This is a genomic window from Ciceribacter sp. L1K22 (genome assembly GCF_017599385.1).
Lineage (GTDB): Bacteria > Pseudomonadota > Alphaproteobacteria > Rhizobiales > Rhizobiaceae > Allorhizobium.
Genome location: NZ_JAGFPK010000002.1, coordinates 755,414 through 770,141 on the forward strand (window position 1 = coordinate 755,414; position 14,728 = coordinate 770,141).

Here is a 14,728-nt window from a genome sequence, read left to right on the forward strand (position 1 = left end):
CCCCGGTAAAGATCATGACGACCCTCGAAACCTTCACGATCACCGGCATCGCGATCCCGACCGATACCACCCACATGCTGGACGAGATCGCCGAACATTTCGTCGAGCACTCCGAGGTCGAGCGGGGCGAAACCACCGTCGTGTTGTCGAGCGAGTACGGCCGTGTCGAAACCCGTGCCGTCGACGGCCGGCTGCTGATCGAGATAACCTGCCCGACCGCACAGCTCCTCGAAGCCATCCGCACGGTCATGGCGGAACATCTCTTCATGTTCGCCGGAGACGAACCGCTGGAACTGACCTGGTCGGATTCCACCCAGAGGCAGGCGCTGCCGGACCTGCACGAAGTCACGGTTGTCTCGGTTTCGGATATCACACCGCGCATGCGCCGCGTCGTCTTTGAATGCGCCGATCCCGCCCCCTTCCTCGGCGGTGGCTTCCATGTCCGCCTGCTCATTCCGCCGAAGGATCGCACCCCCGTCTGGCCCACGCCGCGTCCCGATGGCCGCATCGCATGGCCGGAGGGTGAGGATGCGCTGGCCGTGCGCGTCTACACCATCCGCGCCGTCGATCCGGATCGCCGGCAGCTGACGGTCGACTTCCTGCAACATCACAACGGCGAGCACGACGCCCCCGGCGGCCGCTTTGCCCGCGACGCCCGTCCGGGCGACCGGCTTGCCCTCCTCGGCCCCGGCGGCGGTGGCCTACCTCCCGGGCGGCGCGTGCTGCTCGCTGGCGATGAAACCGCTCTTCCCGCCATCGCCCGCATCGCCGCCGAAGCCGCGCCCGAGACAACCATAACAGCGCTGGTCGAGATCGAGGACGACCGCGAACGGCAGGCCTTGCCCTCGCAAGCCCGCGTCGACCTGCGCTGGCTTGTCAGGGATGGCCGCCCCGCCGGTGCAGCCGGTCTGCTTCCCGAGGCAATTGCCAGGGAAATGGCCAGATTGGAAGAGGCAACCTACGTCTGGGTCGGCTGCGGCAAGAACGAAGCCCGGATCGTGCGCGAGAGCCTGAAGGCATGCGGTCACGATCGCCATGCCATGTCCGTCGCAGCGTACTGGCAGCCCTGAGACGGACCCCGGAAAGCGCCCCAAGACGTCACATTTTTTGCGCTGGTAGCGCTGCCAACGCAAAATGATGCTCTCGAATAACTTATGCACGAAAAACTCGCAGGATTCCCCATTGCGCGGGGCCTGCACAATGTCTATGCAATGGCTACGACAGAAACCGACGCCGACGGAACACTCCAGCGCTGACGCAGCAGGGGTTTTCGGACAGGCCAGAGACAACATGACCGATTATCAGAAAGCCCTCGGGCTTTTCCGGCCGGTGACGGCTGCGGCCATCGAAGACGCCGAACTGCGGGCCCGGATATCCGGCCTGCAGGAGAGGATGCTGCGCGACGGCGTCAAGGCCGTCTGGCTCGATGCCTCCTCCTCGCTGACCTATTACACGGGCCTGTCGCTCGGCCTGTCCGAGCGCATCCATGGCGCCATCGTGCCGGCGCAGGGCGAACTCGTTTATGTCAGCCCCGCCTTCGAGGAGCCCAAGCTCCGCACGATGCTGCGTATCGCCGGCAACGTTGCAGTCTGGGAGGAGGACGAAGATGCCTTCGCGCTGATCGCCTCGGCCATCGCCCGTCTCGATTGCCCCGGCGCAACTCTGGCGCTCGATCCCGCCACACCCTTCGTGTTCGCCTCCGCCCTGATGCAGCGCCATGACGGTCCGGTCGTCTCTGCCCAGCCGATGATCGTCGCCCAGCGCCAGATCAAGAGCGCCGCCGAAATCGCCATCATCCAGACGGCCATGGATGCGAGCTACCGTGTCCAGAAGGCGGTTTACGACGGCCTCCGCCCCGGCATGGCCACCACCGAGGTCGCGGATTTCGTGAATGCCGCCCATATCGCGCTCGGTCTGAAGCCGCTGTTCGTCGCCGTCCAGTTTGGCGAGGCGACCGCCTATCCGCATGGCGTCCCCTATCCGCAGACGCTCTCCGACGGAGACATGGCGCTTGTCGATCTCGGCGGCATCCTTCACGGCTACCGCTCGGACATCACCCGCACCTACGTTTTCGGCGCGCCGACCGAAAGGCAGCGCCAGCTCTGGAACCTGGAGCGCGACGCGCAGGCAGCCGCCTTCGCAGCCGCCCGTCCCGGCGCGCCTTGTACGGACGTCGATGCGGCAGCCCGCCGCGTGCTCGTCGAGGCAGGCTTCGGTCCCGGCCATCGCGTCCCTGGCCTGCCCCACCGTACCGGCCACGGCCTCGGACTCGACATTCACGAGGAACCCTATATCGTCGGCGGCAATGCCACGCCGCTGGAGCCCGGAATGTGCTTTTCCGTGGAGCCCATGCTGTGCCTTTACGGAGAATGCGGCGTGAGGCTGGAAGACATCGCCTACATGACGGCGGAAGGACCGAAATGGTTTTGCCCGCCGGAAACGAGCCTCGATCGGCTCTTCGCGCCAGGATCCTCGTGAGGAGCTGGTGGCCGATGACCGTCGAGCTCGTCATGAGCCGTCGGTCGGCGGCTGAAGGGACGAAGAAGGATGAGGTCCGGAAAAGGACCCGACAAAACTCAGTGAAGAGGGAAAGGACAATAACATGAAACTGCTGACCCGCAGCCTGCTCGCGGCCACCGCCATCATGATGGCTTCGGCCATGCCGACCATGGCGAAGACCTTCGTCTACTGCTCCGAGGCATCGCCCGAAGGCTTCGATCCGTCGCCGTACACCGCCGGCGGCACCTTCGACGCTTCCGCGCATCCGATCTACAACCGCCTGACCGAGTTCAAGAAGGGCACGACCGAAGCCGAACCGGGTCTGGCGGAAAGCTGGGACGTTTCGGAAGACGGCACCGAATACACCTTCCACCTGCGCAAGGGCGTAAAGTGGCATTCGAACGAGAAGTTCACCCCGACGCGTGATTTCAACGCCGACGACGTGATCTTCAGCTTCAGCCGCCAGGGCGACACCAGCAACCCGTGGCACGAATACATCGCCGGCATCACCTACGAGTACTACACCTCGATGGACATGCCGAAGCTGATCAAGTCGATCGAGAAGGTTGACGACTACACCGTCAAGTTCGTCCTGAACCAGCCGGAAGCGCCGTTCCTCGCCAACATCGCGATGCCGTTCGCCTCGATCGTCTCCAAGGAATATGCCGATACGCTCGAAGCTGCCGGAACCAAGGAAGACTTCAACAACCTGCCGATCGGTACCGGTCCGTTCAAGTTCGTCGCCTATCAGAAGGACGCGGTCATCCGCTACCAGAAGAACCCCGACTACTGGGGCACCGCGCCGCTCATCGACGACCTGGTCTTCGCAATCACCCCGGACGCAGCGGTTCGCCTGCAGAAGCTGAAGGCCGGCGAATGCCACCTGATGCCGTACCCGGCTCCGGCTGACATCGACGCGATAAAGGCCGATTCCACCCTGAAGCTCGACGAGCAGGCCGGCCTCAACGTCGGTTACCTCGCCTACAACACGACCGTCGCTCCGTTCGACAACGTCAAGGTCCGCAAGGCCCTCAACATGGCGATCAACAAGGAAGCCATCGTCGACGCCGTCTTCCAGGGCCACGCGGAAGCCGCCAAGAACCCGATCCCGCCGACCATGTGGTCGTACAACGAGTCCATCCAGGACGATCCCTACGATCCGGAAGCATCCAAGAAGATGCTCGAGGAAGCAGGCGTCAAGGATCTCTCGATGAAGATCTGGGCTATGCCGGTTCAGCGTCCGTACATGCCGAACGCCCGCCGTACCGCCGAACTGATGCAGGAAGACCTGTCGAAGGTGGGCGTCAAGGCCGAGATCGTCTCCTACGAGTGGGGTGAATACCTCGCCAAGTCGATGGAACCGGGCCGTGACGGCGCCGTCATCCTCGGCTGGACCGGCGACAACGGCGACCCGGACAACTTCCTCTCCGTTCTCCTGAGCTGCGCTTCGGCCGGCGAAGGCGGTGCGAACCGCGCCTTCTGGTGCAACGAGGAATTCTCGGACCTGCTGCAGAAGGCCAAGGTCACGTCCGATCCGGCCGAGCGTACCAAGCTCTACGAAGAAGCCCAGGTCATCTTCAAGGACCAGGCTCCGTGGCTTACCATTGCGCACTCGACCCAGTACGTGCCGATGCGCCAGAACGTCACGGGCTTCGTCATGAGCCCGCTCGGCGACTTCACCTTCGAAACCGTGGACATCACCGAATAAGTGATCGTCCTCTAGGGGCAACTTGGACACGCGGGGCTTGTGCCCCGCGTGTCTTTTAGGGAAAGAGGCGCATGATCCGTTTCATCCTCTCCAAGCTTTTGTATCTGGTGCCCACCTTCCTCGGGATCACCATCATCGCATTCTCCTTCGTGCGCATCCTGCCCGGCGATCCGGTGCTGCTGATGGCCGGGGAACGCGGCGTCACACCGGAACGCCACGCGGAACTCTCCGCCCAGCTCGGCTACGACCAGCCTGTGGTGTTGCAATATTTCGATTTCCTCGGGCGGCTGCTCCAGGGCGACCTCGGCAATTCGCTGGTCACCAAGAAGCCTGTCATGACCGAGTTCCTGGCCCTGTTCCCGGCAACGGTGGAACTTGGCCTCTGCGCCATCATCATCGCCACCCTGATCGGGGTGCCGGTCGGCGTCATCGCCGCCATCAAGCGGGGCAGCTGGTTCGACCAGATCTCGATGACGACAGCCCTTGTCGGCTTCTCGATGCCGATCTTCTGGTGGGGCCTGCTGCTCATCATCCTATTCTCCGGCATCCTGCAATGGACACCGGTCTCGGGCCGCATCTCGCTGATGTTCTTCTTCCCGCAGGTTACCGGCTTCATGCTGATCGACAGCCTGCTCTCCGGCCAGAAGGGTGCCTTCGCCTCGGCTGTCTCGCACCTCATCCTGCCGTCGATCGTGCTCGCCACCATCCCGCTTGCCGTCATCGCCCGCCAGACTCGTTCGGCCATGCTGGAAGTCATGGGCGAGGATTATGTCCGCACCGCCCGTGCCAAAGGCATGCCGCCAAGCCGCGTCATCGGCGTGCATGCGCTGCGTAACGCCATGATCCCGGTCGTCACCACGATCGGCCTGCAGATCGGCGTTTTGATGGCCGGCGCCATCCTGACGGAAACCATCTTCTCGTGGCCCGGCATCGGCAAGTGGATGATCGATTCCATCGCCCGCCGCGACTATCCGGTCGTGCAGTCCGGCCTGCTTCTGGTCGCCGCGCTGGTCATGATCGTCAACCTGCTGGTCGACCTCACCTATGGCCTCATCAATCCGAGGATCCGCAACAAATGAGCGACGTCACCAACACCCCGGCCGTGAGGCTGACAAACGCCGCGATCCGCCGCCGCATGATCAGCGAGTTCTGGTTCTACTTCCGCCAGAATCGTGGCGCCGTTCTCGGCCTCGCCGTCTTCATCCTTCTGGTGCTGACCGCCGTCTTCGCGCCGCTGATCGCCCCCTATGACCCGACGGTCCAGTATCGCGACGCGCTGCTCTTGCCGCCGTTTTGGCAGGATGGCGGCAGTTCCGCCTACCTGCTCGGAACCGACGCCGTCGGTCGCGACATGCTGTCCCGCCTGATCTACGGCGCCCAGTATTCGCTGTTCATCGGCATCGTCGTCGTCTCGATCGCCCTTGTCGGCGGCATTGTCATCGGCCTGATCGCCGGCTTCTTCGGCGGCTGGGTCGATACCGTCATCATGCGCGTGATGGACATCATCCTCGCGTTCCCGTCGCTGCTTCTGGCTCTCGTGCTGGTCGCCGTCCTCGGACCCGGCCTCACCAACGCGATGATCGCGATCGCCATCGTCTACCAGCCGCATTTCGCCCGCCTGACGCGCGCTGCGGTCATGAGCGAGCTGCGCCGCGAATACGTGACCGCCGCCCGCGTCGCAGGTGCCGGCAATCTCAGGCTCATGTTCAAGACCATCCTGCCGAACTGTCTGGCACCGCTGATCGTCCAGGCGACGCTCTCCTTCTCCTCGGCCGTGCTCGATTCCGCCGCCCTCGGCTTCCTCGGCATGGGCGCCCAGCCCCCGGCCTCCGAGTGGGGCACCATGCTCGCCGAAGCCCGCGAGTTCATCCTCCGCGCCTGGTGGGTCGTGACCTTCCCCGGTCTTGCGATCCTCGTCTCGGTTCTGGCGATCAACCTCATGGGTGACGGCCTGCGCGACGCGCTCGATCCCAAGCTGAAGCGGAGCTGACATCATGAGCCTGCTGAAAATCAGAAACCTCACCGTCAAGTTCGCCACCGCCGCCGGCGCCTTCACCGCCGTCGATGGCATCGACGTCTCGGTCGACAAGCATGAAGTGCTGGCGATCGTCGGCGAGTCCGGCTCGGGCAAATCCGTGTCGATGCTCGCCGTCATGGGCCTCCTGCCCGACACCGCCACGATCACCGCCGACGAGATGACCTTCGAGGGGCGCGATCTGCTCAACATGTCGGCCCCGGAACGGCGCAAGCTGATCGGTCGGGAGATCACCATGATCTTCCAGGAGCCGATCGCCTCGCTCAACCCATCGTTCACGGTCGGCTTCCAGATCGAGGAGGTGCTGCGCCTCAACCTTGGCATGTCCAAGAGCCAGGCGCGCGCCCGCGCCATCGAGCTCTTCAAGGCCGTCGGCATTCCCGAGCCCGAAACGAAGATCGACGCCTATCCGCACCAGATGTCGGGGGGTCAGTGCCAGCGGGTGATGATCGCCATCGCGATCGCCTCCAAGCCGCGCCTTCTGATCGCCGACGAGCCCACGACGGCTCTGGACGTGACGATCCAGAAGCAGATCCTCGATCTCTTGATGGATCTTCAGGAGGAATACGGCATGGGCCTGATCCTCATCACCCACGACATGGGCGTGGTCGCCGAGACAGCCGACCGCGTCGTCGTGCAGTACAAGGGCAAGAAGATGGAGGAAGCCGACGTGCTCGACCTCTTCGAAAACCCGAAGAACCCGTATACGCGGGCCCTCCTATCGGCCCTCCCCGAGAATGCCACCGGCGACCGCTTGCCAACCGTCTCGGACTTCATGGCTCAGGAGAATGCACAATGACAGCAGTCGTCGAAGGAAAGGCGATCACACGCGATTACCACGTGCCCGGCGGACTGTTCGGCGGCGCCAAAACCGTGCAGGCGCTGAAGGGCGTCGACTTCGCCGTCGAGCGCGGCAAGACGCTCGCGATCGTCGGCGAGTCGGGCTCGGGCAAGTCCACGCTCGCCCGCATCATCGCGCTCATCGACCCGGCCTCGTCAGGCGAGCTGAAGATCGACGGCCAGCCCGTCGATATCGCCCGCAAGCGGCCCGGACCCGACATGCGCTCCAAGGTGCAGATGGTCTTCCAGAACCCCTATGGCAGCTTGAACCCGCGCCAGAAGGTCGGCGACGTCCTGATGGAGCCGCTGGTCATCAACACCAGGATCCCGGCCGCCGAACGGCGCGAGCGGGCCGAAGCCATGCTGGTCAAGGTCGGTCTGGGTCCGGAGCACTTCAACCGCTATCCGCACATGTTCTCCGGCGGCCAGCGCCAGCGCATCGCGATCGCCCGCGCCCTGATGCTCAACCCGTCCCTGCTCGTGCTCGACGAGCCGGTCTCGGCCCTCGACCTCTCGGTCCAGGCCCAGGTCCTGAACCTGCTCGCCGACCTGCAGGAAGAGTTCGAACTCACCTACGTCTTCGTCAGCCACGACCTCTCGGTCGTCCGCTACATCGCCGATGACGTCATGGTGATCTCCAAGGGCGAGGCGGTGGAACAGGGAACCCGCGAGGAACTCTTCGCCGACCCGAAGCACCCCTACACCCGCCAGCTCTTCGCCGCGACGCCGGTCACCGACGTCGAGGCGATCCGCGCCCGCGTCGAACGCCGCAAGGCCGCCCGCGCCGCCATGGCCTGACATAAAAATCCGGTTGCCGGCAACGGCAACCGGCCTCTCCCTGCCCTGCGACCGCAAGTCTTCCAAAGGAAAGGCGGATAGGGGCATACTGGTTTGAAGTGAAGCGGGAGGATTGGGAAGCGGCTGAGAGATAGCCGGATCAGAACATCGCGGAGAGATCGCGCCGACCATCGACGACCCTAACGATCACGATCGTATCCACATGCCCATCATCGCTGTCGGGATTGATTTCGTAGAGGACGACGTAAGGCGCCTCTACCAGCATCCGGGCAGAACGAAAAATCTCTGGATGTCGTTCACCAAGGCGCGGATGATCCGCCAGCAGCCCGACCTTCTGGCGAATGCGCTCAAGATAACGCTCCGCGGCAGCCGGCTGCTCTTTGCTGATGTTGATATAAATCGACTTGACGTCGGCGCGAGCCCGAGGCGTCCAGAGAAGCCTAGTCCTCATCGCGGGCAGCCATCGACTCGGCGCGCGCTTCCGCATGCAACGCGTCGAAGTCCACCTCAGTGGCTGGTCCGCTGGCCTTGCCCTCTTCCCACAAGGTTTTCAGCGTGGCGATATCCGCCCGCCGTTGCATCCACTTAAGGGACCAGTCCCGAAGAGCCTCCCGAACAACCTCGCTGCCGCTGGCATAGGCACCGCTCTCCACCGCATCCCGCAGCAGTTCGGCATGCTGCAATGTCATCGAAACACTTACCTTCTCGACGTTGGCCATGTGTAGCTCCCGCAATTGGTAGCAATTTTTACTACCAATTCCCGCCCGCGACAAGGCGATCCGTCCTGTCGATGAAAACCACCACCGTCGCTTCACAAAAGAAATCCGCCACGGAGCCTCCTAAGCCCCGTGGCGGATCACCTTCATATCACGGACGCCCTCTCAACGGGCGCCACGCTTAGGCCGCCTGATCGACCGCGGTCTTTACGCGAAACAGCAGCCGGTCCGAACCCGCATCCACGGCGACGGTCGAACCGTCGGGAATGTGGCCGCCGAGGATCTGCTCGGCCAGCGGGTCCTGGACGAACTTCTGGATCACCCGCTTCAGCGGGCGAGCGCCGTAGACCGGATCGTAGCCCTTGTCGGCCAGCCATTGCCGGGCATCGCCGTTGAGTTCGAGCACGACCTTGCGATCGGCCAGAAGCGCCAGCAGACGCTGCATCTGGATATCGACGATTGCGCCCATTTCCGTCCGCTGCAGGCGGTGGAACAGGATGATCTCGTCGACGCGGTTCAGGAACTCCGGCCGGAACGACGCCTTGACCACATCCATCACCTGATCGCGCACCTGGTCGGTATCGGCCCCTTCGGGAAGGTTGGTCAGATACTCGGCCCCGAGGTTCGAGGTCATGATGACGATTGTGTTCTTGAAGTCGACCGTGCGGCCCTGGCCGTCCGTCAGCCGCCCGTCATCGAGCACCTGCAGGAGCACGTTGAACACATCGGGATGCGCCTTCTCGATCTCGTCGAACAGCACGACCTGGTAGGGCTTGCGGCGAACGGATTCCGTCAGCGCGCCGCCTTCCTCGTAGCCGACATAGCCGGGAGGCGCCCCGATCAGCCGGGCGACCGAATGCTTCTCCATGTATTCGGACATGTCGAGCCGCACCATCGCCGTTTCGTCGTCGAACAGGAAGCGCGCCAGCGACTTCGTGAGCTCCGTCTTGCCGACGCCCGTGGGGCCGAGGAAGATGAACGAGCCGATCGGCCGGTTCGGGTCCTGGAGCCCTGCGCGCGACCGGCGCACGGCGCGGGAAACCGCCTGCACGGCGTCACCCTGGCCGACCACCGTCTTCGCCAGTTCGTCTTCCATCCGGAGCAGCTTGTCGCGTTCGCCTTCCAGCATCTTGTCAACAGGAATGCCGGTCCAGCGGGAAACGACATGCGCGATCCCATCGGGTGTCACCACCTCCTGCACCATGTTGCCGGCGCCGGAGGCATCCTGTGCCTCGGCCTCGACCAACTCCTTCTCGAGCTTCGGGATCACGCCATAGGCCAGTTCGCCGGCCCGCTGGAACTCGCCCTGCCGCTGCGCGATCGCAAGATCGTTGCGCGCCTCGTCGAGCTGCTTCTTGAGGTCGGCGGCAAGGCCGAGCTTCTGCTTTTCCGCCTGCCAGCGTGCCGTCAGCGCATCGGCCTGCTCTTCCAGCGAGGTGAGCTCGCTCTCGAGACGGGCCAGCCGGTCGGCCGACGCCGCATCGGTTTCCTTTTTCAGCGCCTCGCGCTCGATCTTCAGCTGGATGATCCGGCGATCGAGTTCGTCGAGTTCCTCCGGCTTGGAATCCACCTGCATACGAAGCCGCGAAGCGGCCTCGTCCATCAGGTCGATCGCCTTGTCAGGCAGGAACCGGTCGGTGATGTAGCGGTTCGAAAGCGTCGCAGCGGCGACGATCGCGCTGTCGGCGATCCGCACCTTGTGGTGTTGCTCATACTTCTCCTTCAAGCCGCGCAGGATCGAGATCGTGTCCTCGACCGTCGGCTCGTCCACCATGACAGGCTGGAAGCGACGGGCAAGCGCCGCGTCCTTCTCCACATGCTTGCGGTATTCGTCGAGCGTGGTGGCACCAACGCAGTGCAGCTCGCCGCGGGCGAGAGCCGGCTTCAGCAGGTTCGACGCATCCATCGCGCCGTCAGCCTTGCCGGCGCCGACCAGCGTATGCATCTCGTCGATGAACAGGATCACCTCGCCGTTCTCGGCCTGCACCTCGTTGAGCACGGCCTTCAGCCGCTCCTCGAATTCGCCGCGATATTTCGCGCCGGCGATCAGCGCCCCCATGTCGAGCGCCATCAGCTTCTTGTCCTTCAGGCTCTCCGGCACGTCGCCGTTGACGATACGGAGCGCCAGGCCCTCGGCGATCGCCGTCTTGCCGACACCGGGTTCGCCGATCAGCACGGGATTGTTCTTGGTCCGGCGCGACAGCACCTGGATCGTCCGGCGGATTTCGTCGTCACGGCCGATGACAGGATCGAGCCGGCCTTCGCGGGCTTCGGTCGTCAGGTCGCGCGCGTACTTCTTCAGTGCGTCGAAGCCCTGTTCGGCATTGGCGTTGTCGGCAGTGCGGCCCTTGCGCACCTCGTTGATCACCTGGTTGAGCCCCTGCGCGGTCACGCCGGCCTTCTTCAGCGTCGCCGAAGTCGAGGCCGAGCTTTCGATCGCGAGTGCAAGCAGCAGGCGCTCGACGGTCACGAAGCTGTCGCCCGCCTTCTTGGCAGCGTCTTCGGCGGTGGAAAACACCTTGGCGAGCGGCTGTGCCAGATAGACCTGTCCGTTACCGCCGGAAACCTTCGGCAGCTTGGCAAGCGCGGCATCGTTGGCAAGCCGTGCCTCCTTCGGGTCACCGCCGGCGCGTGTGATCAGTGACGACGCCATGCCCTGGTCGTCGTCGAGCAGCACCTTCAGAACGTGCTCGGGCGTAAATTGCTGGTGACCCTCTGAAAGCGCATGGGTCTGCGCCGACTGCAGGAAGCCGCGCACGCGCTCGGAATATTTCTCGATGTTCATAGCCTGTCTCCATTTCCCTCTCGCCCTTCAGCGGCACGAGACGGCGCCTTGAGATGAGGCCCCCTCAAGAGGCGGGCCGGGGAGCGTTTCCCGCTCCGTTGAACTGGATATGGGAAGCGATTTGAGGGCTTTAAAGACCGCCCCGTTGCAAAAATGTCGCGGCCTTGCCAACCGCTTGACAATCGTCAGGACCAAAGAAAAACCCCGCCGTCCGATCGGACGACGGGGTTCGTCGAAAGTCCGCCTGGCGGATTTTTATTCGTTGTCGGCCGTGACGAGCGCCGGGGCATCGCCGCCGCGCGAACGCTTGGCCGCTGGCTTCTGCCCGCCTTCGGCAGCAGCGTCGGTCGGCGCCGCCGCTGCTTCGGCCCCTGCCTCCCCGCCCTCGGCGCCATCGCCCCGGCGGGGCTGGCGACGCGGACGCGGCTGGCGGCGCGGGCGCTTCTCGCCCTGTTCGCCACCATCACCCGCTTCGGCAACAGCGGCGACGACTTCAGCCGGCATGTCCTCGATGACGGGCTGCGGCCCGCTGCCGGCGATTTCCTGCTGGACCGGGGCCGGACGCTCGTGGCGGTCCTGTCGCTCCTGCCTGTCACGGCGCGGCTGCTGGTGTTGGCGGTTCTGCTGGTCGTGGCGCGGCTGCTGGTGCTGGCGTTCGCTCACCATCGGCTGATCGTCGCCGTTTTCCATGTCGTCGTCGCGATCGACATCGCCTTCGCCCATCTCGCCGCGATCGTCGCGCTGGAAGCGCTCCTGCATCTGGGCCTGCGCGGCCGCGATGATTCGGTTGTAGTGTTCGGCGTGCTGCAGGTAGTTTTCGGCCATCACGCGGTCGCCGGAGCTCTGCGCGTCGCGGGCAAGCGCGCCGTATTTTTCGGCGATGTGCTGGGCCGTGCCACGGATCTTCACGTCGGGACCGGAGCTGTCATAGGTGCGGGTCAGCGGATTGACGCCCTTGCGGTTGAAGTTTCCACCGCCGCCGCCACCGCCGCCGCCGTTATTTCCACGCCCTCGACGCTTGTTCTGCTGTCCTGGCCTCATCTATCGCTCACCTGAATGTCTGTTTTGCTGATTTTGAACACGACGCGATAAAGCTCGGTCAGTTTGTACCGAGGGTCCGCGTGCTGCGGGCATACTGCGCCATTGCTTTTGCTGCCGCCGATGAAGTTAAATTAACTGATCACGCATCGGGTTTGCTTTCGCCCCGCGAAACCCTCCAAAGAGGGCCGAAATCGAAGTCGAGACAGTCTCGAACAATCCTAAAAGGTCATCCCCGCTGCCCGATGCGTGCCCGCAAACTATTACGCTTCCTTACGAAAACCAAGCCTTTTCTTTGCACTCACGAAATAACTTGTGCGGATGCAGCAATTTCGGCGATCCGCCCTGCGGCCTCTTGTCGTCAAACCCCTGGCGCCAGGATCAAAACCCTGTCCCTGCCGCCAAAGTCCTTCGCCGCCTCGATCAAGCCGAAGCCTTCGCTTGCAAACAGCGCCGTCACCGCCTCGTTCTGGTCATAGCCGATTTCAAGCCCGACAAACCCGTCTTCCGCAAGATGAGAGAGTGCGCCTGCCGCAATTGCGCGATAAGCGTCGAGTCCGTCGGCCCCGCCATCGAGCGCCGCCATCGGATCGTAATTCCGAACTTCCGGATCCAGCGTTCCGATCACCTCCCGCACGATATAGGGCGGGTTTGACACGATGATGTCGAAGGAACCGGAAACTGCCCCGAACCAGTCGCTCCTCACAAAGCGGGTGCGGTCGGCTATCCCGTTGATATGGGCATTCTCTTCCGCGGTTGAAAGGGCCTCGGCGGAAATATCCGTCAGAACCACCTCCGCCGCAGGCGAGGCCTTGGCCAGCGAAAGCCCGATCGCCCCGGTCCCCGTGCCGAGATCGAGGATGCGCACGCGCCCCCTTTGCTCCACCAGGGCCCGCATGTGGTGCAGCACCCGGTCGACCAGAACCTCGGTATCCGGACGCGGATCGAGCGTTGCCGCCGAGATTTTGAGATCGAGCCCGTGGAAGGCGCGATGCCCGAGAATGCGATAGACCGGTTCGTGCGCGAGCCGTCGGAAAATCCCCTCGCGCACGCGCTCCGCGTCGTCCGGCGCCACCGCCCTGTCATCGGCCAGCACCATTTCCGTCGTTGAAAGGTCGAGCAGACCGCTGACCAGGATCCGTGCTTCCAACGCCGGATCGTCGAGATCGGCCGCTTGGAACTCCCGCCGCGCCAGCCGCAGCAGATCGCCGACGGTCTCCCCGCTCATGCCTGCTCGCCGAGCAGTGCCAGTTGCCCCGCCTGGTAGTCGGCGATCAGCGCGTCGACCAGTTCGTCGATCTCGCCCTCCATCACCTTGTCCAACTTGTAGAGCGTCAGGTTGATGCGGTGGTCGGTCACCCGGCCCTGCGGAAAATTATAGGTGCGGATGCGCTCGGACCGGTCGCCCGAACCCACCTGGCTCTTGCGGTCGGCCGAGCGTTCGCTGTCGGCCTTCTGCCGCTCGAGGTCGTAGAGCCGCGAGCGCAAAACCTGCATCGCCTTGGCGCGGTTCTGGTGTTGCGATTTCTCGGCGCTGACGACGATGATGCCGGTCGGCAGGTGGGTGATGCGCACGGCGGAGTCGGTCGTGTTGACGTGCTGCCCGCCGGCACCCGAGGCGCGCATGGTATCGATGCGGATGTCCTCGGGCTTGATGTCGATATCGATCTCCTCCGCCTCCGGCAGCACCGCCACCGTCGCCGCGGAGGTGTGGATGCGCCCCTGCGTTTCCGTGTCGGGCACGCGCTGGACCCGGTGCACGCCGGACTCGAACTTCAGCTTCGAGAACACCCCTCGCCCGCTGACAGTCGCGATGATTTCCTTGTAGCCGCCGGCCTCGCCCTCGCTGGCCGAAAGAACCTCGACCTTCCAGCCACGGCCGCTCGCATAGCGGTCATACATGCGAAACAGGTCGCCGGCGAACAACGCTGCCTCGTTGCCGCCGGTGCCGGCGCGGATTTCCAGGATCGCACTCTTTTCGTCGGCCGCATCCTTCGGCAGGAGCAGCACCTGCATGTCCTTTTCGAGCGCCTCGATCTTCGCCTCGACCTCGGGCAGTTCCATATCGGCAAGGTCGCGCATCTCGCGGTCCGTCGCCTTGTCGGCGAGCAGCGCCCTGAGATCCGCCTGCTCGGCCAGCGCCTTCTCGTAGTCGCGGATCGTCTTCACCACCGGCTGCAGCTCGGAATACTCCGAGGCCAGTTTGACATAGACGTCCGCCGCCGGACCGGCCGACATGCGAGCCTCGATCTCGCCGAAACGACGTTCGAGCTCGCGCATCTTTTCGACAGGAAGCTTCGCCACCCTAT

General features: G+C 64.1%; 13 protein-coding genes. 7 read left to right on the forward strand and 6 right to left on the reverse strand.

Annotated features, from left to right (window positions below; all coding sequences use genetic code 11):
- Positions 1 to 14: 14 nt before the first annotated feature.
- The 7 genes from J5J09_RS21415 (at position 15) to J5J09_RS21445 (ending at position 7,880) form a co-directional block, all read left to right on the forward strand.
- Positions 15 to 1,070: a DUF2218 domain-containing protein gene (locus J5J09_RS21415; protein ID WP_208554253.1), complete on the forward strand. Its 1,056-nt coding sequence runs from the start codon at positions 15 to 17 to the stop codon at positions 1,068 to 1,070.
- A 220-nt stretch (positions 1,071 to 1,290) separates the two neighbouring features.
- A complete protein-coding gene (locus J5J09_RS21420; RefSeq protein WP_208554254.1) occupies positions 1,291 to 2,478 on the forward strand; it encodes a Xaa-Pro peptidase family protein in 1,188 nt (395 codons plus the stop codon).
- Positions 2,479 to 2,602: 124 nt separating this feature from the next.
- On the forward strand, positions 2,603 to 4,207 hold the full coding sequence (locus tag J5J09_RS21425; protein WP_208554255.1) for an ABC transporter substrate-binding protein: 1,605 nt from the start codon (positions 2,603 to 2,605) through the stop codon (positions 4,205 to 4,207).
- A gap of 71 nt (positions 4,208 to 4,278) precedes the next feature.
- Complete coding sequence (locus J5J09_RS21430) at positions 4,279 to 5,286, forward strand: ABC transporter permease subunit (protein WP_208554256.1); 1,008 nt, start codon at positions 4,279 to 4,281, stop codon at positions 5,284 to 5,286.
- Positions 5,283 to 6,197 (forward strand): ABC transporter permease subunit, encoded by a 915-nt coding sequence (locus tag J5J09_RS21435; RefSeq protein ID WP_208554257.1) that lies wholly within the window; start codon positions 5,283 to 5,285, stop codon positions 6,195 to 6,197. The genes J5J09_RS21430 and J5J09_RS21435 overlap by 4 nt, the downstream gene beginning before the upstream one ends.
- Positions 6,198 to 6,201: 4 nt before the next feature.
- Entirely contained in the window at positions 6,202 to 7,041 is an 840-nt protein-coding gene (locus tag J5J09_RS21440; RefSeq protein ID WP_208554258.1) for an ABC transporter ATP-binding protein, read from the forward strand.
- Positions 7,038 to 7,880 carry an ATP-binding cassette domain-containing protein gene (locus tag J5J09_RS21445; RefSeq protein ID WP_208554259.1) on the forward strand — a complete coding sequence of 281 codons (843 nt, stop codon included), beginning with the start codon at positions 7,038 to 7,040 and terminating at the stop codon, positions 7,878 to 7,880. Before J5J09_RS21440 ends, J5J09_RS21445 begins: the two co-directional genes overlap by 4 nt.
- 139 nt (positions 7,881 to 8,019) lie before the next feature.
- Here J5J09_RS21445 and J5J09_RS21450 read toward each other — a convergent pair whose 3' ends face one another.
- The 6 genes from J5J09_RS21450 to prfA form a co-directional block, all read right to left on the reverse strand.
- Entirely contained in the window at positions 8,020 to 8,331 is a 312-nt protein-coding gene (locus J5J09_RS21450; RefSeq protein WP_208554260.1) for a type II toxin-antitoxin system RelE/ParE family toxin, read from the reverse strand.
- The gene (locus tag J5J09_RS21455; protein ID WP_208554261.1) at positions 8,321 to 8,599 is read right to left on the reverse strand and encodes a type II toxin-antitoxin system ParD family antitoxin; all 279 of its coding nucleotides are present in this window, start codon (positions 8,597 to 8,599) and stop codon (positions 8,321 to 8,323) included. The genes J5J09_RS21450 and J5J09_RS21455 overlap by 11 nt, the downstream gene beginning before the upstream one ends.
- 178 nt (positions 8,600 to 8,777) lie before the next feature.
- Entirely contained in the window at positions 8,778 to 11,381 is a 2,604-nt protein-coding gene (clpB, locus tag J5J09_RS21460) for an ATP-dependent chaperone ClpB (RefSeq protein ID WP_208554262.1), read from the reverse strand.
- Positions 11,382 to 11,636: 255 nt separating this feature from the next.
- On the reverse strand, positions 11,637 to 12,422 hold the full coding sequence (locus J5J09_RS21465; RefSeq protein WP_208554263.1) for a DUF4167 domain-containing protein: 786 nt from the start codon (positions 12,420 to 12,422) through the stop codon (positions 11,637 to 11,639).
- Positions 12,423 to 12,780: 358 nt separating this feature from the next.
- Entirely contained in the window at positions 12,781 to 13,647 is an 867-nt protein-coding gene (prmC, locus tag J5J09_RS21470) for a peptide chain release factor N(5)-glutamine methyltransferase (protein ID WP_208554264.1), read from the reverse strand.
- Positions 13,644 to 14,723, reverse strand: coding sequence for a peptide chain release factor 1 (prfA, locus tag J5J09_RS21475; protein ID WP_208554265.1), 1,080 nt, complete (start codon positions 14,721 to 14,723; stop codon positions 13,644 to 13,646). The genes prmC and prfA overlap by 4 nt, the downstream gene beginning before the upstream one ends.
- Positions 14,724 to 14,728: the final 5 nt, after the last annotated feature.

Bases quoted from the DNA above. Each gene is read 5' to 3' on its own strand.
- J5J09_RS21445 (WP_208554259.1), top strand. From the start codon at position 7,038: ATGACAGCAGTCGTCGAAGGAAAGGCGATCACACGCGATTACCACGTG.
- J5J09_RS21440 (WP_208554258.1), top strand. From the start codon at position 6,202: ATGAGCCTGCTGAAAATCAGAAACCTCACCGTCAAGTTCGCCACCGCC.
- J5J09_RS21415 (WP_208554253.1), top strand. From the start codon at position 15: ATGACGACCCTCGAAACCTTCACGATCACCGGCATCGCGATCCCGACC.
- J5J09_RS21455 (WP_208554261.1), bottom strand. From the start codon at position 8,599: ATGGCCAACGTCGAGAAGGTAAGTGTTTCGATGACATTGCAGCATGCC.
- clpB (WP_208554262.1), bottom strand. From the start codon at position 11,381: ATGAACATCGAGAAATATTCCGAGCGCGTGCGCGGCTTCCTGCAGTCG.
- prmC (WP_208554264.1), bottom strand. From the start codon at position 13,647: ATGAGCGGGGAGACCGTCGGCGATCTGCTGCGGCTGGCGCGGCGGGAG.
- J5J09_RS21430 (WP_208554256.1), top strand. From the start codon at position 4,279: ATGATCCGTTTCATCCTCTCCAAGCTTTTGTATCTGGTGCCCACCTTC.
- J5J09_RS21465 (WP_208554263.1), bottom strand. From the start codon at position 12,422: ATGAGGCCAGGACAGCAGAACAAGCGTCGAGGGCGTGGAAATAACGGC.
- J5J09_RS21420 (WP_208554254.1), top strand. From the start codon at position 1,291: ATGACCGATTATCAGAAAGCCCTCGGGCTTTTCCGGCCGGTGACGGCT.
- J5J09_RS21450 (WP_208554260.1), bottom strand. From the start codon at position 8,331: ATGAGGACTAGGCTTCTCTGGACGCCTCGGGCTCGCGCCGACGTCAAG.
- J5J09_RS21425 (WP_208554255.1), top strand. From the start codon at position 2,603: ATGAAACTGCTGACCCGCAGCCTGCTCGCGGCCACCGCCATCATGATG.
- J5J09_RS21435 (WP_208554257.1), top strand. From the start codon at position 5,283: ATGAGCGACGTCACCAACACCCCGGCCGTGAGGCTGACAAACGCCGCG.